This window comes from Pseudomonas sp. PA-1-3F (assembly GCF_021609665.1).
Taxonomy (GTDB): Bacteria; Pseudomonadota; Gammaproteobacteria; order Pseudomonadales; family Pseudomonadaceae; genus Aquipseudomonas; species Aquipseudomonas paracarnis.
Genome location: NZ_WJZD01000041.1, coordinates 18529 through 40500 on the forward strand (window position 1 = coordinate 18529; position 21972 = coordinate 40500).

The window sequence follows — 21972 nt, forward strand, 5'->3', positions numbered from 1 at the left end:
AACACACACCGAACGCATGTAGGAGCGAGCTTGCTCGCGAAAAACGTCAACGATGACGCGGGCTTCCTGGATAAACGCGGCGCCTGTGAGTTTTTCGCGAGCAAGCTCGCTCCTACAAAAAGGCATAAATGCCAAGCGGTGTTAACCGGCTATAACGCGGTTCTTGCCTTGGCGCTTGGCCTCGTACATCGCCGCATCCGCTCGCGCAAACAGGCTGTCGAGGGTGGAGTCATCTTCGCGCAGGCCGGCCAGGCCCTGGCTGACGGTCACATTGAATTCATGCCCCTCGTAGCTGAACACCAACGCCTGGATTTCCTTGCCCAACCGCTCGGCCACCTGCAGGGCCATCTCCGGTGGGCAACCCGGCAGGACGGCGGCGAATTCTTCGCCGCCAATGCGCCCGAACAGGTCGCCACGGCGCAATACCCCGCGACCGCTTTCCGCGATGCGCCGCAGCACCTGGTCGCCCTCCAGGTGGCCGTAGGTGTCGTTGATGTCTTTGAAATCATCGATGTCCAGCAACAGGAACGCCAGCGGGGTGCCCTGCACGCAGGCGTTGTCGAAGGCCTGGTTGGCGAGTTCGAAGAAGTGTCGGCGGTTGCTGCTTTGGGTCAGTACGTCGGTGGTGGCGAGGCGATGGAGTTCCAGCTCAAGTTGCTTCTTTTCGGTGATGTCTTCGGCGATGCCCACCACGATCAGCGCTTCACCGGGCACCACCTGCTGGTTGATGTAGCACTTGTCACTCAACCAGCGGATCTGACCGTCAGCGGTGATGATGCGGTACTCGCGGTCCTCCACGGCGCCCTGTTCCAGCACACGGGCCAGGCTGTGTTCGGCGTAGTCGAGGTCTTCGGGGTGGACGCTGTTGCGCCATTCACGGTGGTCGGCCAGCAGCAGGCCGGCGGAGCGGCCAAACAGGCGCTCGTACGCCGGGCTTACATACAGCACGCGGCGTGTTTCCCAATCGATGGCCCACAGCACGGCGTTCACGCTGACCAGCAGGGAACTGAGCAGTTGCTCACGCTCACTCAGCCGCTCGACTTCACCTTGAGCATGCATAAGCGCCAACAGGGTCGCCGCCGCGGCCGGGCGCGGCGGCTCTGCGGTGGGCACATCGGGCAGGCTGGGCTTTTCGTGAACCATCGGTACAACTCTCTCTGGGCGCGCCGCAGGGTGCAAAAGCGGTCACTACAAGGGGTCACCATGATGGCGAAGTGTTCTTTGAGAGAGGGGAATTGCGGTGAAGTTCCGTGATCAGCATGCATTGTCGGTGCCCGGAAAATGGCGCCAAAAAGCCAGTGCGTGGGAGGGCGAACCCTCCCACGGCGCCCTCACACCGCTGTAGGACGCAACGAGTAAGTCTTCAACTGGTGGGCAAAATCGCGCAGGGATTGGATGCCACTGGCCTCGGCTTCATGCACCCATTCCTTGATCGCTGCCAGCATGTCGTGGCCGTTGGAACTGGTCTTGAGCCAGATCTGCTGCAGCGCCAGGCGCTTCTCGTAGATCACCGTGAGGGCATGGCTGTGTTCCAGCATGCTCTGGATGCGCAAGTGGTGGCGGTCTTCCAGCAAGCTGGTTTCCCGCGACAGCAGGCGCTTGGCGCGGTGGAACTGGTGGCGCACCGAATGATCGACCTTCTCCAGCTCCTGCTTGACCAGCGGGCCAATCACCAACTTGCGGTATTGGGCCATGATCTGGAAGCGGTTGTTGAGGATCGCCATGGCGGTGTCCATGTCCAGGCTGCCCTTGCCTTCGACGCGGTGGGCGATGGGGGCCACGCGCTGCACCTTGGCCAGGCGCAGGAAGCTGAACACTTTTATCCAGGCCCAACCCAGGTCGAACTCCCACTTCTTCACCGACAGCTTGGCGGAGTTGGGGTAAGTGTGGTGGTTGTTGTGCAGCTCTTCGCCGCCGACGATGATGCCCCACGGCACCAGGTTGGTGGCGGCGTCACGGCATTCGAAGTTGCGATAGCCCACGGCATGCCCCAGGCCATTGATCACGCCTGCGGCCCAGAACGGAATCCACATCATCTGGATCGCCCAGATGGTGATACCGATGGTGCCGAACAGCAGCAGGTCGATTACGCCCATGAGCGCCACGCCCAGCAGCGGGTAGCGCGTGTAAAGCTTGCGTTCGATCCAGTCGTCCGGGCAGTTTTTGCCGTAGATACGCAGGGTCTCGGGGTTTTCCGCCTCGGCGCGGTACAGCTCGGCACCTTTGCGCAGCACGGTGGACAAGCCCTTGATCACCGGGCTGTGCGGGTCATCGACGGTTTCGCACTTGGCGTGGTGCTTGCGGTGGATGGCGGTCCATTCGCGGGTGTTCTGCGCCGTGGTCAGCCACAGCCAGAAGCGGAAGAAGTGTTTAAGGCCGGCATTGAGCTCGAGCGAGCGATGGGCCGAATAACGGTGCAGATAGACAGTGACCCCAATAATGGTCACGTGGGTCATCAACAGCGTGACTGCCACCAGTTGCCAGGCGGACAGATCAAGAAAACCGTTGTACCACATAGGCTGTATGGCCCTCAGATAAAGAAAAAAACAGCACCCGCATTATCACTTCCTTTGCAGATAAAACCAGTCACCGTTTCAGATAAGACTTACAAAGTGTTTCCTACTCTATAATCCTGATCCTTTGTAGGGCGATTCTGGTTATTTAGTAAGGATTACTAAGCATATGCTGTTTTCATACCGAGGTGCCCTACGTGCGGGGTTGGTGTACCTGCTGGTTTCTATCGTTTGGCTCCAGCTCAGCAATTACCTATTAATCAACTTTATCGATGAACCTTGGGCGCTGGGGCGCTGGCTGCAGGCGCGCGGTTATGTGTGGGTCAGCCTCAGCGCCTTGCTCATTTACTGGATAGGCCGGCGTTTTGCCCGTGCCCATGCGTTGCAACAACCCCTGAAAGAGAACCGCGAGCGCCTGCGCCAGGCCGCTGCGGTGTTCGATTGCACCCGCGAAGGGGTGCTGGTCACCGATACCCAGGGGCTGATCGTGCACGTCAACCGCGCGTTTATGGAGATCACCGGCTACCAGCGCGACGACGTGATGGGCCAACGGCCAAGCCTGTTCAAGTCCGGGCGCCACTCGGCGCATTTCTACCAGCAAATGTTCCAGGCCCTGGAAAGCACCGGCGAATGGAGCGGGGAAATCTGGAACCGCCGTAAAAGCGGCGAGGTTTACCCCCAGTGGCAAACCATCCGGGTGATTCACGATGACCAGGGCCAGGTCAGCCACTACGTGGCGGTGTTTTCGGACATCAGCGCCATGAAGAACTCCGAGCACGAATTGGCGCACCTGGCCCATCACGACCCGCTCACCGACCTGCCCAACCGCCTGCTGTTCACCGATCGCGCCGAGCAGGCCCTGGCCTCCGCGCAGGTGCATAAACGTGGCTGCGCCCTGCTGTTGATGGACCTGGACCACTTCAAGATCATCAACGACAGCCTCGGCCATAACGTTGGCGATCAGTTGCTCAAGTTGGTGGCCGAACGCCTGAGCGGCCTGTTTGGGCCGGGGGTTACCCTGGCGCGCCTGGGGGGCGACGAATTTGCCGTGCTGGCAGAAAGCTGCCCGCAGGTGGTGCAAGCGGCGGCTTTGGCGCAGCGCATGCTCAACGCCATGAAGGATCCGTTCATTTTTGACGGCAACCAGCTGTTTATCAGCGCCAGTATCGGTATCAGCCTGTTCCCCAGTGACGCCCTGAGCGCCGAGCAACTGTTGCGTAACGCCGATTCCGCGTTGTTCAAGGCCAAGAGCGCCGGGCGCGAAGGCTACGCGTTGTATACCGAAGAGCTGACCGCCCACGCCCAGCATCGGGTGGAAATCGCTGGCGAGCTGCGTCGCGCCCTCGACCAACATGAGCTGCGCGTTTATTACCAGCCGGTGCACGACCTGCACGACAGCCGTTTGGTCGGCGTTGAAGCACTGGTGCGCTGGCAGCACCCGGAACGCGGCCTGGTACCCCCGGGCGAGTTCATCCCCATCGCCGAGCGCACCGGACTGATTGCCGACATCGATGCGTGGGTGATGGACCAGGCCTGCCGCCAGATGTGCCAATGGCTGGCCGACGGCGCGCCGCTGAGCTTTATCGCAATCAATGTCTCCAGCCGCCTGTTTGCCCGACGCGAGTTGTATGAGCAAGTGGCCCAAGTGCTGCACACCACTGGGCTGGACCCGGCCTTCCTGGAGCTGGAAGTCACCGAGAGCGCAGTGATGGACGACCCGGAAGTCGCGTTGGAGCAACTGCACCGCCTGCGCGAACTGGGCCTGCGCCTGGCGATCGACGACTTTGGCACCGGCTATTCCTCGTTGTTGCGCCTCAAACGCCTGCCGGTGCAGAAGCTCAAGATCGACCAGGGCTTTGTGGCGGGCTTGCCGTGGGACGAAGACGACGCCGCGATCGTGCGCGTGGTGATCGCCCTGGCCAAAAGCATGGGCATGCAGGTGCACGCCGAAGGGATCGAGCAGGTGGAACAGGCGCGGTTCCTGCTGGATCAGGAATGCGACATGGGCCAGGGGTACTGGTTTGGACGGCCCATGCCGGCTGATGAAATCGACTGGACCCGAGCACCTCTGATCCGCCAGGACTGACGCGGTCAATGTGTGAGCCGGGCTTGCCCGCGAAGGCGGTGTGTCAGTCACTGTATCTGTAACTGCACCACCGCTTTCGCAGGCAAGCCAGCTCCCACAGGGGTTCTGCGGCGCCTGTGTGTGAGCGTTTTTTCTGCCGAAACCCTTGCAACCCCATGCCCTATCAGAAAATTCTTTCTGGTTATATAAACATTCTTAAATAGTATTTTTAAGAATATCCGCGCTTATCTACTATCGCCCTCACGCCGCAAGCAGTGCCGCCACTGCCAGGCACTACTCATTTCAGGAGCGAGACCATGAGCGCATCTCTACGTAGCGTTGACGGCCAGGACGAAGCAGCCATTTTGCGTGAAATCCAGAGCGCCTTGCGCGACCTGCGGTTTGGCGCGGTGGAAATCACCGTGCACAACGCCCAAGTGGTACAGATCGAACGCAAGGAAAAATTCCGTCTGCAGAACCCGGGTAACAAACCCGCCTAAGAATAAGTCACCAGTAGGAGCGAGCTTGCTCGCGAAAAACGCCAACGATAACGCAGCGCATCAGGTTTAACCCGGTGCTCTTGGGTTTTTCGCGAGCAAGCTCGCTCCTACAGGGTTGCGCCAACATACAAGAATTTCAGGAGCTTCTATGTCGTCGATTCGCCGTTATGCCTTGGCCGCATTGGCCAGTGCCGTGTTTGCCGGTTCCGCCGTTGCCAAGGACTACGAGTTGCTCAACGTTTCGTACGACCCCACGCGTGAGCTGTATCAGGACTACAACGCTGAATTCACCAGCTTCTGGAAACAGTCCCACCCCGGCGACAACGTCAAGATCCAGCAGTCCCACGGTGGCTCGGGCAAGCAAGGCCGGGCGGTGATCGATGGGCTGCGCGCCGACGTCGTCACCCTGGCCCTGGCCGGTGACATCGACGAAATCGCCAAGCTGGGCAAGACCGTGCCGGAGAACTGGCAGACCCGCCTGCCGGACGCCAGCACGCCCTACACCTCCACCATTGTGTTCCTGGTGCGCAAGGGCAATCCCAAGGGCATCAAGGACTGGGGCGACCTGATCAAGAAAGACGTTTCAGTGATCACGCCCAACCCGAAAACCTCCGGCGGTGCACGCTGGAACTTCCTCGCCGCCTGGGCCTACGGCCTCAAGGCCGGCGGCAGCGAAGCCAAGGCCCAGGAATACGTCAAGGAGCTGTTCAAGCACGTCCCGATACTGGACACCGGCGCACGCGGTTCTACCATTACCTTCGTCAACAACGGCCAGGGTGACGTGCTGCTGGCGTGGGAAAACGAGGCGTTCCTGGCGTTGAAAGAAGACGGCGGCGCCGACAAGTTCGACATCGTCGTGCCGTCCCTGTCGATCCTGGCAGAACCGCCGGTGGCTGTGGTCGACAAGAACGCCGAGAAAAAGGGCAACACCGAGATCGCCACGGCGTACCTCAACCACCTGTACAGCCCGGCGGGCCAGGAGATTGCGGCGAAGAACTTCTACCGTCCACGGGATGAAAAAGTCGCCGCCAAATACGCCCAGCAGTTCCCGAAACTGGACCTGGTGACTATCGACAAAGACTTCGGCGGCTGGAAAACTGCCCAACCGAAATTCTTCAATGATGGTGGTGTGTTCGACCAGATCTACACGGCGCAATAATCAACACCGACTATTGCGCGGGGCTTGTTGTGGCGAGGGAGCTTGCTCCCGCTGGAGTGCGAAGCACTCCCAAAACCGGTACTCACGGTACATCGTGGTTGCCTGGTTCTGGGGCCGCTTCGCAGCCCAGCGGGAGCAAGCTCCCTCGCCACAGTGGGCCGCACGCATATCCGTTCCGCTAACCAAGGACTCTTATGTCGCGTCGTATCTCCCCCGTCATACCCGGCTTCGGGCTGACGCTGGGCTACACCGTCGTGTACCTCAGCCTGATCGTGCTCATCCCGCTGGCGGCGATGTTTGTACACGCCGCTCAACTCACCTGGGATCAGTTCTGGAACATCATTTCCGCACCTCGTGTACTGGCGGCCTTGAAGCTGAGCTTCAGCACCGCGCTGTACGCCGCACTCATCAACGGTGTGATTGGCACTTTGCTGGCCTGGGTGCTGGTGCGCTACACCTTCCCCGGGCGCAAGGTCATCGACGCGATGATCGACCTGCCGTTCGCCCTGCCCACCGCCGTCGCCGGTATCGCGCTGACGGCGCTGTACGCGCCCAACGGCCTGGTTGGCCAGTTTGCCACCGACCTGGGTTTCAAAATCGCCTACACCCCCCTGGGTATCACCCTGGCGCTGACCTTCGTCACGTTGCCCTTCGTGGTGCGCACGGTGCAGCCGGTGCTGGCCGATATCCCCCGGGAAATCGAAGAGGCCGCCGCCTGCCTCGGCGCCAAGCCGTTGCAGGTGTTCCGCTACATTCTCGTGCCCGCACTGCTGCCCGCCTGGCTGACCGGCTTCGCCCTGGCCTTTGCCCGAGGCGTGGGTGAGTACGGTTCGGTGATCTTCATCGCCGGCAATATGCCGATGAAAACCGAAATCCTGCCCTTGCTGATCATGGTCAAGCTCGACCAATACGACTACCGCGGCGCCACCTCCATTGGTGTGCTGATGCTGGTGGTGTCCTTTGTCTTGCTGCTGCTGATCAACCTGTTGCAGCGGCGCATCGAACGTCCATAAGGAGGCGCGGAACATGTCCCAATCGTCTATTTCCGCCGCGTCCTCGGCCAACGCCGCCCGCCGTGGCAGCGCGACCTCGCGACGTATCCTGATCGGCCTTGGCTGGCTGGTATTCGTGCTGTTCCTGCTGCTGCCATTGCTGGTGGTGGTGTCCCAGGGCTTGAAGAACGGCCTCGGCACGTTCTTCAGCGCAATCCTTGAGCCCGACGCGCTGTCGGCGCTGAAACTCACGGTGATCGCCGTCCTGATTTCGGTGCCGCTCAACCTGGTGTTCGGCGTCAGCGCCGCCTGGTGCGTGAGCAAGTACTCGTTCCGTGGCAAGAGCATCCTGGTCACGTTGATCGACCTGCCGTTCTCGGTTTCACCGGTGATTGCGGGCCTGGTCTACGTGTTGATGTTTGGCGCCCAGGGCTTCTTCGGGCCGTGGTTGCAAGACCATGACATCCAGATCGTGTTCGCCCTGCCGGGCATCGTGCTGGCGACCATCTTCGTCACCGTGCCGTTCGTGGCCCGTGAGCTGATCCCGCTGATGCAGGAGCAGGGCACCCAGGAAGAAGAAGCCGCACGCCTGCTGGGCGCCAATGGCTGGCAGATGTTCTGGCATGTCACCGTGCCGAACATCAAGTGGGGCCTGATCTACGGCGTGGTGCTGTGTACGGCGCGGGCCATGGGCGAGTTCGGCGCGGTGTCGGTGGTGTCCGGCCACATTCGCGGCGTCACCAACACGCTGCCGCTGCATGTCGAGATTCTCTACAACGAATACAACCACGTTGCCGCGTTTGCGGTGGCCAGCCTGTTGCTGATCCTGGCGCTCTTCATCCTGCTGCTCAAGCAGTGGAGCGAGAACCGAATCAACCGCCTGCGCAACAGCGCGGGTGAGGAATAAGTCATGTCGATCGAAGTCCGTAATGTCAGCAAGAACTTCAACGCCTTCAAGGCCCTGGACAGCATCAACCTGGATATCCAGAGTGGCGAGCTGGTGGCGTTGCTGGGCCCGTCCGGCTGCGGCAAGACCACGCTGCTGCGCATCATTGCCGGCCTGGAAACCCCGGATACCGGCAGTATTGTGTTCCACGGCGAAGACGTCTCCGGCCACGATGTGCGTGATCGCAACGTGGGCTTTGTGTTCCAGCACTACGCGCTGTTCCGCCACATGACCGTGTTCGACAACGTCGCTTTCGGCCTGCGCATGAAGCCGAAAAACCAACGCCCCACCGAAAGCCAGATCGCCAGCAAGGTTCACGACCTGCTGAACATGGTGCAGCTTGATTGGTTGTCGGACCGTTACCCGGAACAACTCTCCGGTGGCCAGCGCCAGCGTATCGCCCTGGCCCGCGCCCTGGCGGTGGAGCCCAAGGTGTTGCTGCTCGACGAGCCCTTCGGTGCCCTCGATGCCAAGGTGCGTAAAGAACTGCGCCGCTGGCTGGCGCGCCTGCACGAAGACATCAACCTGACCTCGGTCTTCGTGACCCACGACCAGGAAGAGGCCATGGAAGTTGCCGACCGTATCGTGGTGATGAACAAGGGTGTGATCGAGCAGATCGGTTCACCGGGCGACGTCTACGAAAACCCGGCCAGCGATTTTGTTTATCACTTCCTGGGGGACTCCAACCGCCTGCATTTGGGCGAAGACAAGCACCTGCTGTTCCGCCCCCACGAAGTGTCGCTGTCACGCCATGAACTGGAAGATCACCATGCGGCGCAAGTGCGGGATATTCGGCCGTTGGGCGCGACCACTCGCGTGACCTTGAAGGTTGAAGGCCAGAGTGAACTGATCGAGGCCGAAGTGGTGAAAGACCATGACAGCCTCACCGGCCTGGCGCGGGGCGAGACCCTGTTCTTCAAACCCAAAACCTGAGCCTCACGTGATCGTTCCCACGCTCTGCGTGGGAACACCTCTGGTGACGCTCTGCGTCACGCTTTTGGACGCGGAGCGTCCTGGCCTGCATTCCCACGCAGAGCATGGGACCGATCAAGACCGCGCCGCGCCACCGGCCCAGAGCGCTCTTCAATCTGGCGCTTGAGGTCCTGCCGCAACCCCAGCAAAAACGCCAACTCCGCCACCACAAACAACGGCCCCACGATCAGCCCGGACACATCGTCCACAAACGCAGGCTTCCTGCCTTCGTAGTAATGCCCGATGAACTGAATCACCCAGCCCACCACAAACATCCCCACGCCGCTGCTCAGCCACACCGCCGTGCTTTGCGCCGCCAGCACATGCCCGGCCCACACCGACAAGCCCATCAGCATAGTCATCAACACGCCCAGGGCCAGTTCCAGGCGCAGATAAAACCACGCCGAAAACAGCGCCAACAGCACCGCAGGTGATAGCCACAGCCCGCCCACCGACCATTCGGGGCGCGACAGCAGCACGGCCACCGCCACCACAATCAACGGAATACCGATGAAGTGGCTGGCGATGTTGCGTGGGTCGCGGTGGTACGCGGCGTATTGACTGAGGTGGTCGACGAGGCTTTTCATTGTTGTTCCTCCTGTAGGATGTTTGATCATGCCCTGTCAGTCGGTGCCTAACTGTCAACTGGGCGACAATCTTCGGAGTTCGCATGGACACAGGGACATGGCACGCGCAATTGGCTCGCGGTCATTGGTTCAGCCATTTGCCGCCAGACTTGCAGCATAGCCTGCTGGGGGCGGCGCGGTTGCGTGTGCTGACGGCGGGGCAGTACCTGTTCAAGCGCGGTGACCCGCCGTGCGGCGTGTATGCGGTGCTGGAAGGCACGGTGCGCATCAGTGCGGTCAGTGCTCAGGGCAAGGAAGCGGTGTTGAGCCTGGTGGAAACGCCCTACTGGTTCGGCGAGATCTGCCTGTTCGACAACCTGCCGCGCACCCACGATGCCATGGCCACGGGTGCTTGCAGGCTGCTGCAGGTGCCGCAGGCGGCGATGCTCGGCATTCTCGAACGGCATCCGCTGTTCTGGCGGGAGATGGCGCTGTTGATGAGCCATAAACTGCGGCTGTCGTTGATCAATATCGAACAGATAAGCCTGATGCCCGCCTCAGAGCGGCTGGCCCATCGGTTGTTGATGATTGCCCAAGGCTACGGCGAAGTGGATCAGGCGCGCCGCGTGCTGCAACTGCCCCAGGAGGATCTGGCGGCGATGCTGGGCCTGTCGCGCCAGACCATCAACAGTCTGCTCAAGGCGCTGGAGCAACAGGGCATTATCGGCTTGAGTTACGGTGCCATCGAGATACGCGACCTCAATGGGCTGCGGTTGGCCGCGGGCCTATGAACCGCGATAGGTAGAGAAACCGTAAGGGCTGAGCAACAGCGGGATGTGGTAGTGCTGGTCGGCCTGCTTGACCTGGAATATCACCGGTACCTCAGGGAAAAACGTCTCGCGGTTAGCCTTCTTGTAGTAATCGCCGGTCTTGAACACCACGCGGTACTCGCCCGGCTGCATGCTGCGGTTGGCCGGGAACAGCTCGGCGATGCGGCCTTGCTGGTTGGTCACACCTTCAGACAGCGACTGCCATTTATCGCCCACGTGCTGTTCCAGGGTCACGTTGACACCGGCGCTTGGCAGACCGTTTTCCAGGTTGAGTACGTGCACGCTCAGGGGGTTGCCGTCGGCCAGGGCCAGGTTGCACAGGCCACTCAGGCTCAGTGCGGCAAGGGTCATGCTCAAGGTTTTCATCGCGAAGTCCTTTTGAAGGAAGTGGAATCAAGGGGTGATTTTCAAGCCCAGTTGCTCGGCGGCCTGCACGGCGCAGGCTTCATCCTGCGCGGCGCCACCGGCACCGGCGATGCCGAGGGCACCGACCAGTTCTGCGTCGGCAAACAGCGGCACGCCACCGCCGAGCAACAGCAGCTCGGGCAAGCTGTTGAGGTTGGCGGCCTCGGGGTTATTACGCGCCCGTTCGGCAAACAGCCGGGTCGGGGTTTTTGTCGACAGCGCCGTGTACGCCTTGCGTTGGCTGGCGAGGCTGTTGTGCGGGCCGACACCGTCAGCGCGCAGGCCCAGCAACAGGTTGCCACCGCGGTCGAGTACGGTCAGCGCCGCGGTGCAGTGGGCCAGGCTGGCGTCGGCCAGTTGGCGAGCGGTGTGCAGATCCAGCTCGGCATGGCGTGGTAATTGTGGTGCCGCCTGGGCGACGGTGGCCACGGCGAGGCTCAGGAACAAGGCAGTGCGGTACATAGTGAGGGCTCCAGAAAGCAGGCCGTCACGGTAACCAGTGGACGCGAACAAAAGCCGCACAATTGGATGACAGGTTTGTAATCAAACTCAGGGATTTGTGGTGGTTGTACTGGCCTCATCGCAGGCAAGCCAGCTCCCACATGATGTGAACCCCATTCCTCTGTGAGAGCTGGCTTGCCTGCGATGAGGCCCTTCCTACTGCAACCCGTCGCGAAACTGCCCCGGCGTCATCCCCGTCCAGCGCTTGAACGCACGATTGAAACTGCTGGTATCGGCAAACCCCAGCAAATGGCTGATCTCGGCCAATGAGCACTGCGGGTCGCGCAGGTGCAATAACGCCAGGTTTTGCCGACACTCATTGAGCAAGGCGTCAAACCGACACCCTTCATCGGCCAGATGCCGCTGCAGGCTGCGCAAGCTCAAATGCAGCGCTTGAGCAATGTGTTCGGCGCTTGGCTCGCCGTCTGGCAATTGCGCCTCGATGGCGGCGCGCACCTTGCGTTCCCAGGTCAGCGGTTGCAGTTGGGCGAGGGTGCGCTTGAGCACGGTTTCGTTGTGTTCGGCCAGCTCCGGGTTGGCGTCGTCCAGATGGCTGTCGAAGTCGCTGGCGGCGAATTCCAGGCGGTCTTCGTCGGCGGCAAACCGTACCGGCGCGCGAAATACCCTGTGCCACGGCTCGGGGTCGGCGGGTTCCGGGCGCCGCAGGTAAACGGCCAACGGCGCATAGTCGCGACCCAGGCGGTTGCGACACGTGCGCACGTAGATCGCCGCAAAGGCATCAATCGCTTCCGGCGCGGGCGCAGGGCTGCCTGGGGGTTGGAGCAGGCGAAAACGGTAGACGTCGCCGTGGCGGCTCAGCTCCAGGTCCAAGGCATCACTGACCACCTGGTGATAGCGCACGATGCGCTCGAACACCTCGCGCAAGCTGCCGCTGGCCACCAATGCGTAACCCAGCGCATGAAAGGTGGTGGGGCTGACAAACCGCGACACCCGCAGCCCAATCGCCGGGTCGCCACTGGCCTGTACCGCCAGCGCCCATAGGCGCGTGGTGGCCGACAACCGGTAGCGGGCGTTGGGGTCGTCCATCTGCTGCGGGTCGAGCCCGGCCTCGGCGCACAGCGCGGCGCTGTCGAGGCCCAGGGCGTCGAGCTGCTTGCGCAGGGCACGGGTCCAGCTGGCGAGGGAAGTGGGTTCGGTCATGGCAATTGGCGCTTGTGGTCAACAGATTGGCGTGCGCGGCTAGCGTCCTGCGCTAGGGTTGGGTGCAGGATGCAGGCATCACTTCACAAGAGAATGGAAGCATGGACGGTACTTCTGCAAGCCCCCAGCCGTTGAACGCACAACAGCGTTCGGCGCATATCCGCGAGGTGGTGATGGCCGAAGGCGTGCGCTTGCGCCAGCGGCACCCCTGGTTGTTGCATCAGGACGCACTGGGCGCAGGCATCCTGGCCTTTGCCCTGCTGGGCATGTTCGGCTCGGCAGCGCTCTATATCAGCGGTCATATGGCCTGGTGGGTGTGTCTGCTGCTCAATGCTTTCTTCGCCTCGCTCACTCATGAGTTGGAACACGACCTGATCCACAGCATGTACTTTCGCAAGCAACGCGTGCCCCACAACCTGATGATGGGCCTGGTATGGCTGGCGCGGCCAAGCACCATCAACCCATGGATACGCCGGCACCTGCACCTCAACCATCACAAGGTCTCGGGCACAGAAGCCGACATGGAAGAGCGCGCGATCACCAATGGCGAACCCTGGGGCATCGCACGTTTGCTGATGGTGGGGGACAACATGATGTCGGCCTTGATCCGTCTGTTGCGCGCCAAGACCTGGCCGCACAGGTTCAGTATCCTCAAGCGCGTGCTGCTGGTGTACGCACCGCTGGCCTTGCTGCATTGGGGCGCGTGGTACGTCTTCCTGGGCTTTCATGCCGCCAATGGGATTGCCAGTTTGATGGGCGCGCCCATTCAGTGGTCAGCCGGTACCTTGCAGGTGATGCAGGTGATCGATATCGCTGCGGTGGTGATCATCGGCCCGAACGTGTTGCGCACCTTCTGCCTGCACTTTGTCAGCTCCAACATGCACTACTACGGCGATGTGGAACTGGGCAATGTGATGCAGCAAACCCAAGTGCTGAACCCTTGGTGGCTGTGGCCGTTGCAGGCGTTCTGCTTCAACTTCGGCAGCACCCACGGCATCCATCACTTTGTGGTGAAAGAACCGTTCTACATCCGCCAGATGACCGCCAAGGTGGCGCACAAGGTCATGGCCGAGATGGGGGTGCGCTTCAATGATTTGGGCACGTTTGCGCGAGCCAATCGCCTGGAGCCCCAGGAACACCCGCGCACTGAGCTCTCTTTCAGCAAGCAATGAACGCCAATGGCAGGTCGCGGATCTGTTCGCGCACCGGCGGTTGGTAATGGTCGTCGCTGGTTAATTCGTGCAACAGCTCTTCGCGTAGCTGGTGGAATTCAAAACTGCTGCGCTGGCGCGGATGAGGCAGGGCGATCTCGACGACCTGCTTGATTCGCCCCGGACGCGGCTCCATCACCACCACGCGATCGGCGAGGAAAATCGCCTCTTCCACATCGTGGGTCACCAGTACCGTGGTGATCCTGGCGCGGGCACGAATCGCCAGCAGTTCGTCCTGCATCTGCTGGCGCGTCAGTGCATCCAGGGCGCCGAAGGGTTCGTCCAGCAACAGGATGCGCGGGCTGGCCACCAGGCCGCGGGCAATCGCCACCCGTTGCGCCATGCCGCCGGAGAGTTGGTGGGGGTAGGCGCGAGTGAAGTCGGTGAGGCCCACCAGTTCGATAAAGTCGCTGATGCGACGGTTGCGCTCGGCCTCGTTCAGGGGCTCGTTGACCAGGCCCAGGCCGATGTTTTGCGCCACGGTCAGCCACGGGAACAGGCGGTGCTCCTGGAACACAATGCCGCGTTCGCCGCCGATCCCGCTGACGGCTTTGCCATCGACCTGGATCTCGCCGCGAAACTGCGTATCCAAGCCCACCAGCAAGCGCAGCAGTGTGGATTTCCCGCAACCGCTGGAGCCGACAATCGCAACAAATTCCCCTTCGGCCACCTCCAGGTTGAATTCACGGATGGCTTCCAGTTCGAAGCCATCGACGTCGAAGGACTTACCCACGTGGTTGAAGCTGACAATCGGTGCGTTCATGCGTGTCTCCAGCGGGTGGCACGGGTTTCGATGCGTTGGCCGATCAGGTTCAGAGCGGCGCCGGTGAGGCCGACCAGCAGCATGCCGCTCATGATCAAATCCATGCGCAGCAACTGTTGGGCGCCGATCATCAGACTGCCGATGCCGCCATCTGAGGGCATGAAATATTCGGCGCCGAGGGTGCCCATCCAGGCGTAGATCAGGCTCAGGCGCAGGCCGGCGAAAATCCCCGACGCGGCGCCCGGCAGTACCAGGCGGCGCAAGCGTTGCCAGAGGTTCAGGCGCAGCACCTGCGCGGCTTCGCGCAGCTGGGGCGACAAGTTGAGCACGCTGCGCTGGGTGGCAATAAACAACGGGAAGAAAGCGGCGAGGGCGATAAACACCCACTTGGCCAGTTCACCCAGGCCGAACCAGGCGGTGAGCAGCGGCACCCAGGCGAAAATCGCGATCTGGCGCAGCGCGGACAAAGTGGGGCCAAGTAGCCGCTCACTGCGCCGCGACAGCCCCAGCCACAGGCCCATGGCAAAGCCCAGGCTACCGCCCAGCAGCAACCCGCCCAGGGCCCGGCCAAGGCTTTTGCCCAGCGCCGTAGTCAGGCTGCCATCCAGCACGCCCGCCACGCTGGTTTGCAGCACCGCCCAGGGGCTGACCAGAATGTTTGGATCGACCCAATCCTGCTGAGTCGCTACTTGCCATAACGCCAATAGCAGCAGCGGCAACAGCCAGGGTTGCAAGCGCTGCCAGCCTTCGTAGCGTGTCCCGCGTCGAATCTGCGCAGTGGCCGGATGGGGCCAGTGCACCCACTTGCGGTCCAGCCAGCCGATGCCGCGGTCCATCACCACACCCAGCACGCCAATGACCACGATGCACACGAAGACGATATCGAGCATGAACAACTGGCGCGCCCACACCATCAGGTAACCGATGCCTTCGCTGGAGGCCAGCAGCTCCACGGCCAGCAGGGAGGTCCAGCCCGCCGCCAGGGCCAGGCGTACACCGGCCATGAACGCAGGCAGTGCGGCGGGCAGGACCAGACGGCGGATCAGCAAGTGGCCAGGCAGGCTCAGTACACGGGCGGCTTCGCGCAGGTTGGGCTGGGCGTCGCGAACGCCTACCAGGGTATGCAGGGTCACGGGCACCACGATGGCTTTGACCAACACCACCAGCTTGAGGGTTTCGCCAATGCCGAAAAACACCATGAACAGCGGGATCCAGGCCAGGGTCGGCACTTGCGCCAGCGCGCTGAACGTCGGGAACACCAAGCGCTCGGCGCGCGCACTGAAACCCAGGAACGCGCCCAGTATCGCGCCGGCACTGACACCGGCCAGCAGGCCCCAGAACAAGCGCTGCAAGCTGATGGCCAGATGGCTCCATAACTCGCCGCCGGCCAACTCCACCGCGCTGCTCCACACCAGGGCGGGATTGGGCAGAATCTGCTCGCTCATCCAATGATTGCGGCTGGCCAGCCACCATAAGGCAAACAGCGTGAGCGGCAGCAGCCACGGCAATAAACGCTGGCCCAGCTGCGGCCAGCGCGGCGCGATGCCTTTGGGCGGGGCCGCCAGCGGCAGGCTCAGAAGTGAAATCCGGGCCATGGAAGACCTCCGAATGCGTTATGTGATTTCGATCTTACAAAAGCGCGATCAAGATGATTGTGAGATAAGAAAAGTCATTTAAAGCCTCACGCCGCCACGCATCCAATGCATTCGAAGAATATTTTCGATGCTGTTTATGCATATGCCTCTGGAGGCTGCGGCTTAGCCGGCATATTTCTAAAAGCTATTAAATTGTGAATTTATAGTATTTAAAGTTTTGTTCAGTCTGTGCCTACTTTTTGCTCCCCAGGCGACCGTCGCCCACCAGGAGCTGCGCTTATGAAACTGCCCTTTAAACGTCTGATCAGCCTGTTCGCCGGCACCGCCCTGGCCGGGTTGGTGCATGCCGCCGACCTCAAGGAAATCCGCATCGCGGTGCCCGACCTCAGTGCCGGCAGCCAGCACAGCGGTGGTGGCATCACCGACGTGTTGCGTGAACAGCAGATCTTTGAAAAAGCCTTTGCCGACCAAGGCATCAAAATCCAATGGAATTACTTCAAGGGCGCCGGCCCAGTGATCAATGAAGCGTTCGCCAACGGCCAGGTGGACCTGGCCTATCTGGGCGACCTGGCAGCGATCATCGGCCGCTCCAATGGCCTGGACACGCGGCTGCTCAGCGCCTCTGCACGGGGAGTGAAACACTACCTCGGCGTGGTGCCGGGCTCCGGCATCAAGACCCTGCAAGACCTCAAGGGCAAGCGCGTGGCGGTGTTCCGTGGCACGGCCAGCCAGTTGTCGTTCGACAGCGCATTGGCCAGCCAGGGCTTGAGCGAGAAGGACCTGAAGGTGATCAACCTGGACTTCAACGCGGCCGCTGCCGCCCTGGCGGCCAAGCAGATTGACGCCACCTGGGGCGGGTCCACTCTGACGGCGTTGCAGGCCAAAGGTTTGGCAGAAATACCGCTGACCACCAAGGACCTGGGCGATGCCGGCAGCATCCAGGCCGTGCTGGTGGGCAGCGCCAAGTTTGTCGATGAACACCCCGATGCGGTGGCCAAGCTGCTCAAGGCTCAGCAGCAAGCGGTGCAGTGGTTGACCGATGACAACAACAAACAGGCGTACATAGCGCTGGTATCAGGGCTGGCCAGTTACCCCCCGGTGATCCTCACCAATGATTTGAAAGACCAGAAACTCAGCGAAGTTTTCCCCTCGACCCTAGACCCGGTGTTCCTGGGCAAATTGCAGGATGCGGTGGACTTGGCGTCAAGGGAGAAGTTGATTCGCAAGTCGTTTCAGGTGAGTGATTGGGTGGCGCCTGGGTTGGTGGCGGCGGGGCTCTGAGCTGGCTTGCCTGCGATGAGGCCCTTCAAACCGCCACACTGACCTGCTGACTATCCACCTCCACCAACATCTCGATCATCGCCTTCGCCGCCGGCGACAACCGCGACCCCGTGCGGCTGACGATCCCGCAGCGTGCGCTCAGGGTATCCATGTGCTGCGGCAAGTTGCGCCAGTGCAGCAGCACCAGCGCCCCCCTGGCAATGTCCTCGGCAAAGGCTTCTTCAGTGCCGACGCCGATGGCATTGGTTTGCAGCACGATGCTCACCAGTGCCGGGAAGTGCTCGGTCTGGATACTCGGGGAGAAATCCATACGCCCACTCAGGTTCGCCAGCAGTTTGCGAATGCCTTGGGAGATCAGCGGCGCCGCCAGCGGGTAGTCGAACATATCGTTGGTGGACAGGCTGTCCTTGGCCAGCAAGGGATGCCCAGGGCGGCAGAAAAACACTCCGCGTTTGGGGGTGAGTGCGCGGGTCTGGAAATTCGGGTCGGCTTCGAACTGGCGGATGTCGGCGATAAAGAATTCGATCTCTTCACGGCTCAGGCGGCGGCTGAGGGTTTCCCAGTTATCCACCTGAAACGTGGTGCGGATTTTCGGGTGGGCGTTGATAAACCGCGCCACCGCATCCGGCACCAGTTTCACGGCTGGCGCCGGGCCGCAGCCGAAGCGCAGGTCACCGGCGTCGAGCTTGGTCATGCGCGTCACTTCACTGCTCAGCAGCGCTGCGCCATGCACCAGGCTCAGGGCGTGCTGCAACACCACCTGGCCTTCCGGCGTGGGGCGCAAGTCCTTGTGACCGCGGTCTACCAACACGCAACCGAACTCCTGTTCCAGCCCCTGGATGCTGCGGCTGAACGCTGGTTGGGTGATGCCCATGGCGTCCGCGGCGCGCACGAAACTGCGGTGTTCGTTGAGGGCGATGAAGTAGCGCAGTTGGCGAAGATCCATATGCTTTCCCGGCATTTTAAAAATAGGTCGAAGGCATTTGCGACCGAGCAAGCTCAGGTTTTAAATGCAAGCTCTTATTCCGTCAACGAAGCATTCATTCATTTGCTAGACCTAAATTGCATATGGATAGAGCGTTGCTGGAAGCGTCCCCCCACCGTTTCGCAGGCACATGAGGGTCATCACAATGAGCAACGCCGCATTAGCCGTTCAACCCATCGCCCAACCACTCGATATTCATCCGGTAGCCGGGCGGATCGGCGCCGAAATCCGTGGCATCAAACTGTCCGGTGAGCTGGATGCCGCCACCGTCGAGGCCATCCAGCAGGCGCTGGTGCAGTACAAGGTGATCTTCTTCCGCGAACAGACCCATCTCGATGACCAGAGCCAGGAAGCCTTTGCTCACTTGCTCGGCGAGCCGATCGCCCACCCCACCGTACCGGTACGAGACGGCACGCGGTTCCTGATGGAGTTGGATGGCACCCGTGGCCAGCGCGCCAATTCCTGGCACACCGACGTGACGTTCGTCGATGCCTACCCTAAGGCCTCGATCCTGCGTTCGGTGCTGGCGCCTGTGTCCGGCGGCGACACCGTATGGGCCAACACAGCCGCTGCCTACAATGACCTCAGCGTGGAACTGCGCGCACTGGCTGATCACCTGTGGGCGGTGCACAGCAACGAATACGACTACGCCGCACGCAAGCCGGATGTGGCGGTGGAGAAGCTGGAGGAATACCGCAAAGTATTCACTTCCACGGTGTATGAAACCGAACACCCGGTGGTGCGCGTGCATCCGGTCAGCGGTGAGAAAACCCTGCTGTTGGGGCACTTCGTCAAACGCCTGAAAGGCTACTCTCAGGCAGAGTCGGCGCAGTTGTTCAACCTGCTGCAAGGCCATGTCACCCGCCTGGAAAACACCGTGCGCTGGCGCTGGAACACCGGTGACGTGGCGATCTGGGATAACCGCGCCACCCAGCATTACGCGGTGGACGACTACGGCACCCAGGAGCGCATCGTGCGCCGGGTTACGCTCAAGGGGGATGTGCCGGTGGGGGTGCAGGGGCAATCAAGCAAAACCACTAAAGGTCTTTAAGCCGGGTGAGGACTAAAAATATGGGAGCGGGCTTGCTCGCGGATGCAGTGGGTCAGTTGATGAATACGTCGACTGACGCTGCGCATTCGCGAGCAAGCCCGCTCCCACATTTGGATTTGTGGTGTTTACCAGACTCCGATCTTCACCACTTTCTCTGCCTCTGGCTCACCATAACGAAACCATTGCCCGCGCACCTCAACCTCCGTGTGGCTGATGGTGGTGCGCCGTTTCAACCCGCGCAACCAGTCGAACAGATAACCCAAGTGCGTCTCGCGCACCTCGGCATAGGCAGGATCGCTGCCCAGGTCGTGCAGTTCTTGCGGGTCGTTTTCCAGGTCGAACAGTTGCGGGCGAAAGCCGTCGTACGCCAGGTACTTCCAGCGCTCGCTGCGCACCATGGTCATGCGGCAACGGTCGATGGGTCGCTCCAGACGCTCACGAGCGGGAGCCTGGAAGGCGTAGTCGTATTCGGCAATGGCATAGCGGCGCCAGGTGGGTTGTGCGCCCTGCAGCAATGGAATCAATGAGCGGCCTTCCAGGCGATGGTCGGCGGCGGGCAAGCCCAAGGCGTCGAGGAAGGTGGGCAGGGCGTCGATGGTTTCCACCAGGCGCTCGTCTACGGTGCCGCGGCTGACATCGGCGCCGGCACGCGGGTCGCGCACGATCAACGGAATGCCCACCGCAGGCTCCAGCAAAAACTCTTTTTCGCCAAGGAAGTGATCGCCGAGGAAGTCGCCGTGGTCGCTGGTGAACACGATCAGCGTGTCATCCCAACGGCCAGTGCTTTGCAGAAAATCAAACAGCCGCCCGAGTTGATCGTCAATCTGTTTGATCAGGCCCATGTAGGTCGGAATCACCGTGAGGCGCACCTCGTCACGGGAGAAATTCTGGCTCTCCTGGTGTTGGCGAAATGCCTGGTACACCGGGTGATCGCTGGTGTGTTCAGGTTGAATCGGCGCCTGCACATGCTCGGTACCGTACAGCGCGTGATACGGCGCCGGCGCGATGTAGGGCCAGTGCGGCTTGATATACGACAGGTGCAGGCACCAGGGCTGTTCACCTTGTTCGTCGATAAAGTCGATGGCGCGGTCGGTGGTGTAGACGGTCTCCGAATGTTCTTCGGCCACCCGTGCGGGTTTGCCGGCGTTGCGCATATGCCAGCCGCTGAGCACTTCGCCGTTCTCACCTTCGGCGGCGTTGGCCCATTCGTGCCAAGGGTTGCTGCCGTGGTAGCCGTGATCACGCAAGTATTGGGTGTAGGGCGCGGACTCGCGCTTATCCTCGAACAGCGGGCTGTCGGGGTAGATGCCGTCGTGACGCAGATACGCATCGAAACCGACTTCATTGAGTGGCTCGGCCTGGGCACTGTCGGGGTCGATCTGCAGGCGCTGCAAGGCCTCAAGGTTCGGCGTGGCGTGGGTCTTGCCCACCAGTGCGGTGCGGATGCCGTGGGGGCGCAGGTAGTCGCCGATCGTTAGCTCTTCGAGCGGCAGCGGCACTGCATTCCACGCCACCTGATGGCTGCTGACATAGCGCCCGGTGTAGGCCGACATGCGCGACGGGCCGCAGATGGTGCCTTGTGTATAGGCCCGACTGAAGCGCACGCCAGCGTCGGCCAGGCGGTCGATATTCGGGGTGTGCAAATGGGCATGGCCGTAGCAGGACAGGTAGTCGCGGCGCAGTTGGTCGCACATGATGTAGAGCACGTTGCGCACGGGTTTTGGTTCAGACATAGGAATTTACCGAACGGAGGACAGGTGGGTTTTTTCACCGTTCGAGGGGCGCTCTGGCAAGTGCATTTGGGGACTGGGTTCTATGCATTGAGTGCATGGGTGTGGCTGCTGACGTCATCGCAGGCTAGCCAGCTCCCACAGTTGAAATGCATTTCCCTGTGGGAGCTGGCTTGCCTGCGATGACGGCCTGACAGCAGATACATATCTACCTGACTCCCCGCGATCAAATGGTGGGAGCAGGCTTACCCGGCGAAGGACCTGATGTGAGCGGCCAGTCCTGCCAGCGCTTTATCATCTGCCCTGGAAGCGTCATGGGAGGAGACATAGCCTTCATAACGCTCAAAGTATTTGTCCTGGGTCGAACTGATTTTTTTGAAGGCGCTATCTTCCCCGGTCCCATGCATCGGGAATAATTTGGCGTGCAGATGATCGACGCCATAACCCTCCAGAATCATGCCCGTTCTAGCCACACCTTTTAGCGCTTTGTCCAAAAGCTTCGCCGTCTTCTTGGCTGCGATGATCAAGTCACACAGCACGGTGTCCGGTTCGGCAAACGCATAGCTGCCGTGATGGGTTTTGGGGATAACCACACTGAACCCCGGCGTATTGGGAAATATGGAGAGAAAGGCCATGTGGGTCTGGTCTTCCCACAGGAGGTGGGAGGGTGCAGTACCGCGGGCAATGCTGCAAAAGATACAGTCCATCAAATGCGCTTCCTCGTGCGGGTCAAAAGGTTATAGACC

21 protein-coding genes are annotated in these 21972 nt (G+C 61.2%); 10 read left to right on the top strand and 11 right to left on the bottom strand.

Annotated features, from left to right (window positions below; all coding sequences use genetic code 11):
• Nucleotides 1-141 precede the first annotated feature (141 nt).
• Complete coding sequence (locus GIV26_RS23615; RefSeq protein ID WP_034125448.1) at nt 142-1143, bottom strand: GGDEF domain-containing protein; 1002 nt, start codon at nt 1141-1143, stop codon at nt 142-144.
• A gap of 188 nt (nt 1144-1331) precedes the next feature.
• The gene (gene desA, locus GIV26_RS23620) at nt 1332-2516 is read right to left on the bottom strand and encodes a delta-9 fatty acid desaturase DesA (protein ID WP_181124497.1); all 1185 of its coding nucleotides are present in this window, start codon (nt 2514-2516) and stop codon (nt 1332-1334) included.
• A 166-nt stretch (nt 2517-2682) separates the two neighbouring features.
• On the opposite strand from desA, the gene dibA reads away from it, so the two are divergent.
• From dibA to GIV26_RS23650, 6 genes are all read left to right on the top strand, one after another.
• The gene (gene dibA, locus GIV26_RS23625; protein WP_197884148.1) at nt 2683-4599 is read left to right on the top strand and encodes a phosphodiesterase DibA; all 1917 of its coding nucleotides are present in this window, start codon (nt 2683-2685) and stop codon (nt 4597-4599) included.
• Nucleotides 4600-4895: 296 nt separating this feature from the next.
• The gene (gene oscA / locus GIV26_RS23630; RefSeq protein ID WP_010565387.1) at nt 4896-5078 is read left to right on the top strand and encodes a sulfur starvation response protein OscA; all 183 of its coding nucleotides are present in this window, start codon (nt 4896-4898) and stop codon (nt 5076-5078) included.
• Between the two features lie 148 nt (nt 5079-5226).
• Nucleotides 5227-6237, top strand: coding sequence for a sulfate ABC transporter substrate-binding protein (locus tag GIV26_RS23635; RefSeq protein ID WP_236282420.1), 1011 nt, complete (start codon nt 5227-5229; stop codon nt 6235-6237).
• Between the two features lie 194 nt (nt 6238-6431).
• Nucleotides 6432-7250 (top strand): sulfate ABC transporter permease subunit CysT, encoded by an 819-nt coding sequence (gene cysT, locus GIV26_RS23640; protein WP_032894195.1) that lies wholly within the window; start codon nt 6432-6434, stop codon nt 7248-7250.
• Nucleotides 7251-7263: 13 nt separating this feature from the next.
• A complete protein-coding gene (gene cysW / locus GIV26_RS23645; protein WP_054920357.1) occupies nt 7264-8136 on the top strand; it encodes a sulfate ABC transporter permease subunit CysW in 873 nt (290 codons plus the stop codon).
• Nucleotides 8137-8139: 3 nt separating this feature from the next.
• Nucleotides 8140-9108, top strand: coding sequence for a sulfate/molybdate ABC transporter ATP-binding protein (locus GIV26_RS23650; RefSeq protein ID WP_236282422.1), 969 nt, complete (start codon nt 8140-8142; stop codon nt 9106-9108).
• Between the two features lie 56 nt (nt 9109-9164).
• Here the strand turns inward: GIV26_RS23650 and GIV26_RS23655 are convergent, their stop codons facing one another.
• Nucleotides 9165-9734 (bottom strand): Mpo1 family 2-hydroxy fatty acid dioxygenase, encoded by a 570-nt coding sequence (locus tag GIV26_RS23655; RefSeq protein ID WP_054896689.1) that lies wholly within the window; start codon nt 9732-9734, stop codon nt 9165-9167.
• An 83-nt stretch (nt 9735-9817) separates the two neighbouring features.
• Here GIV26_RS23655 and GIV26_RS23660 point away from each other — a divergent pair, with 83 nt between their 5' ends.
• Nucleotides 9818-10504, top strand: coding sequence for a Crp/Fnr family transcriptional regulator (locus tag GIV26_RS23660; RefSeq protein ID WP_236282424.1), 687 nt, complete (start codon nt 9818-9820; stop codon nt 10502-10504).
• Here GIV26_RS23660 and uraH read toward each other — a convergent pair.
• The 3 genes from uraH to GIV26_RS23675 form a co-directional block, all read right to left on the bottom strand.
• The gene (gene uraH / locus GIV26_RS23665) at nt 10499-10909 is read right to left on the bottom strand and encodes a hydroxyisourate hydrolase (protein WP_014716425.1); all 411 of its coding nucleotides are present in this window, start codon (nt 10907-10909) and stop codon (nt 10499-10501) included. The genes GIV26_RS23660 and uraH overlap by 6 nt on opposite strands.
• A 27-nt stretch (nt 10910-10936) precedes the next feature.
• Entirely contained in the window at nt 10937-11410 is a 474-nt protein-coding gene (locus GIV26_RS23670) for a GlcG/HbpS family heme-binding protein (protein ID WP_034125453.1), read from the bottom strand.
• 195 nt (nt 11411-11605) lie between these two features.
• Entirely contained in the window at nt 11606-12610 is a 1005-nt protein-coding gene (locus GIV26_RS23675) for an AraC family transcriptional regulator (RefSeq protein WP_034125454.1), read from the bottom strand.
• A gap of 101 nt (nt 12611-12711) precedes the next feature.
• On the opposite strand from GIV26_RS23675, the gene GIV26_RS23680 reads away from it, so the two are divergent.
• Nucleotides 12712-13782 (top strand): fatty acid desaturase, encoded by a 1071-nt coding sequence (locus tag GIV26_RS23680; protein WP_054920343.1) that lies wholly within the window; start codon nt 12712-12714, stop codon nt 13780-13782.
• On the opposite strand, the gene GIV26_RS23685 is transcribed toward GIV26_RS23680, so the two are convergent.
• Nucleotides 13769-14584 (bottom strand): ABC transporter ATP-binding protein, encoded by an 816-nt coding sequence (locus GIV26_RS23685; RefSeq protein WP_057975339.1) that lies wholly within the window; start codon nt 14582-14584, stop codon nt 13769-13771. The genes GIV26_RS23680 and GIV26_RS23685 overlap by 14 nt on opposite strands.
• On the bottom strand, nt 14581-16179 hold the full coding sequence (locus GIV26_RS23690; protein ID WP_236282425.1) for an ABC transporter permease: 1599 nt from the start codon (nt 16177-16179) through the stop codon (nt 14581-14583). The genes GIV26_RS23685 and GIV26_RS23690 overlap by 4 nt, the downstream gene beginning before the upstream one ends.
• A gap of 279 nt (nt 16180-16458) precedes the next feature.
• On the opposite strand from GIV26_RS23690, the gene GIV26_RS23695 reads away from it, so the two are divergent.
• Entirely contained in the window at nt 16459-17460 is a 1002-nt protein-coding gene (locus GIV26_RS23695; RefSeq protein ID WP_072445744.1) for an ABC transporter substrate-binding protein, read from the top strand.
• Nucleotides 17461-17485: 25 nt separating this feature from the next.
• Here the strand turns inward: GIV26_RS23695 and GIV26_RS23700 are convergent, their stop codons facing one another.
• Nucleotides 17486-18406, bottom strand: a complete 921-nt coding sequence (locus GIV26_RS23700; RefSeq protein ID WP_054896683.1) for a LysR family transcriptional regulator — start codon at nt 18404-18406, stop codon at nt 17486-17488.
• A gap of 184 nt (nt 18407-18590) precedes the next feature.
• On the opposite strand from GIV26_RS23700, the gene GIV26_RS23705 reads away from it, so the two are divergent.
• A complete protein-coding gene (locus GIV26_RS23705; protein WP_034125458.1) occupies nt 18591-19496 on the top strand; it encodes a TauD/TfdA dioxygenase family protein in 906 nt (301 codons plus the stop codon).
• Between the two features lie 125 nt (nt 19497-19621).
• Here GIV26_RS23705 and GIV26_RS23710 read toward each other — a convergent pair whose 3' ends face one another.
• A complete protein-coding gene (locus GIV26_RS23710; RefSeq protein WP_236282427.1) occupies nt 19622-21229 on the bottom strand; it encodes an alkaline phosphatase family protein in 1608 nt (535 codons plus the stop codon).
• 242 nt (nt 21230-21471) lie between these two features.
• Nucleotides 21472-21933, bottom strand: coding sequence for an HIT family protein (locus GIV26_RS23715; RefSeq protein ID WP_054896680.1), 462 nt, complete (start codon nt 21931-21933; stop codon nt 21472-21474).
• Nucleotides 21934-21972: the final 39 nt, after the last annotated feature.

What these genes read in the sequence shown, in the direction of transcription:
- GIV26_RS23615 (WP_034125448.1), bottom strand. Translation starts at nt 1,143, where the DNA reads ATGGTTCACGAAAAGCCCAGCCTGCCCGATGTGCCCACCGCAGAGCCG.
- desA (WP_181124497.1), bottom strand. Translation starts at nt 2,516, where the DNA reads ATGTGGTACAACGGTTTTCTTGATCTGTCCGCCTGGCAACTGGTGGCA.
- dibA (WP_197884148.1), top strand. Translation starts at nt 2,683, where the DNA reads ATGCTGTTTTCATACCGAGGTGCCCTACGTGCGGGGTTGGTGTACCTG.
- oscA (WP_010565387.1), top strand. Translation starts at nt 4,896, where the DNA reads ATGAGCGCATCTCTACGTAGCGTTGACGGCCAGGACGAAGCAGCCATT.
- GIV26_RS23635 (WP_236282420.1), top strand. Translation starts at nt 5,227, where the DNA reads ATGTCGTCGATTCGCCGTTATGCCTTGGCCGCATTGGCCAGTGCCGTG.
- cysT (WP_032894195.1), top strand. Translation starts at nt 6,432, where the DNA reads ATGTCGCGTCGTATCTCCCCCGTCATACCCGGCTTCGGGCTGACGCTG.
- cysW (WP_054920357.1), top strand. Translation starts at nt 7,264, where the DNA reads ATGTCCCAATCGTCTATTTCCGCCGCGTCCTCGGCCAACGCCGCCCGC.
- GIV26_RS23650 (WP_236282422.1), top strand. Translation starts at nt 8,140, where the DNA reads ATGTCGATCGAAGTCCGTAATGTCAGCAAGAACTTCAACGCCTTCAAG.
- GIV26_RS23655 (WP_054896689.1), bottom strand. Translation starts at nt 9,734, where the DNA reads ATGAAAAGCCTCGTCGACCACCTCAGTCAATACGCCGCGTACCACCGC.
- GIV26_RS23660 (WP_236282424.1), top strand. Translation starts at nt 9,818, where the DNA reads ATGGACACAGGGACATGGCACGCGCAATTGGCTCGCGGTCATTGGTTC.
- uraH (WP_014716425.1), bottom strand. Translation starts at nt 10,909, where the DNA reads ATGAAAACCTTGAGCATGACCCTTGCCGCACTGAGCCTGAGTGGCCTG.
- GIV26_RS23670 (WP_034125453.1), bottom strand. Translation starts at nt 11,410, where the DNA reads ATGTACCGCACTGCCTTGTTCCTGAGCCTCGCCGTGGCCACCGTCGCC.
- GIV26_RS23675 (WP_034125454.1), bottom strand. Translation starts at nt 12,610, where the DNA reads ATGACCGAACCCACTTCCCTCGCCAGCTGGACCCGTGCCCTGCGCAAG.
- GIV26_RS23680 (WP_054920343.1), top strand. Translation starts at nt 12,712, where the DNA reads ATGGACGGTACTTCTGCAAGCCCCCAGCCGTTGAACGCACAACAGCGT.
- GIV26_RS23685 (WP_057975339.1), bottom strand. Translation starts at nt 14,584, where the DNA reads ATGAACGCACCGATTGTCAGCTTCAACCACGTGGGTAAGTCCTTCGAC.
- GIV26_RS23690 (WP_236282425.1), bottom strand. Translation starts at nt 16,179, where the DNA reads ATGGCCCGGATTTCACTTCTGAGCCTGCCGCTGGCGGCCCCGCCCAAA.
- GIV26_RS23695 (WP_072445744.1), top strand. Translation starts at nt 16,459, where the DNA reads ATGAAACTGCCCTTTAAACGTCTGATCAGCCTGTTCGCCGGCACCGCC.
- GIV26_RS23700 (WP_054896683.1), bottom strand. Translation starts at nt 18,406, where the DNA reads ATGGATCTTCGCCAACTGCGCTACTTCATCGCCCTCAACGAACACCGC.
- GIV26_RS23705 (WP_034125458.1), top strand. Translation starts at nt 18,591, where the DNA reads ATGAGCAACGCCGCATTAGCCGTTCAACCCATCGCCCAACCACTCGAT.
- GIV26_RS23710 (WP_236282427.1), bottom strand. Translation starts at nt 21,229, where the DNA reads ATGTCTGAACCAAAACCCGTGCGCAACGTGCTCTACATCATGTGCGAC.
- GIV26_RS23715 (WP_054896680.1), bottom strand. Translation starts at nt 21,933, where the DNA reads ATGGACTGTATCTTTTGCAGCATTGCCCGCGGTACTGCACCCTCCCAC.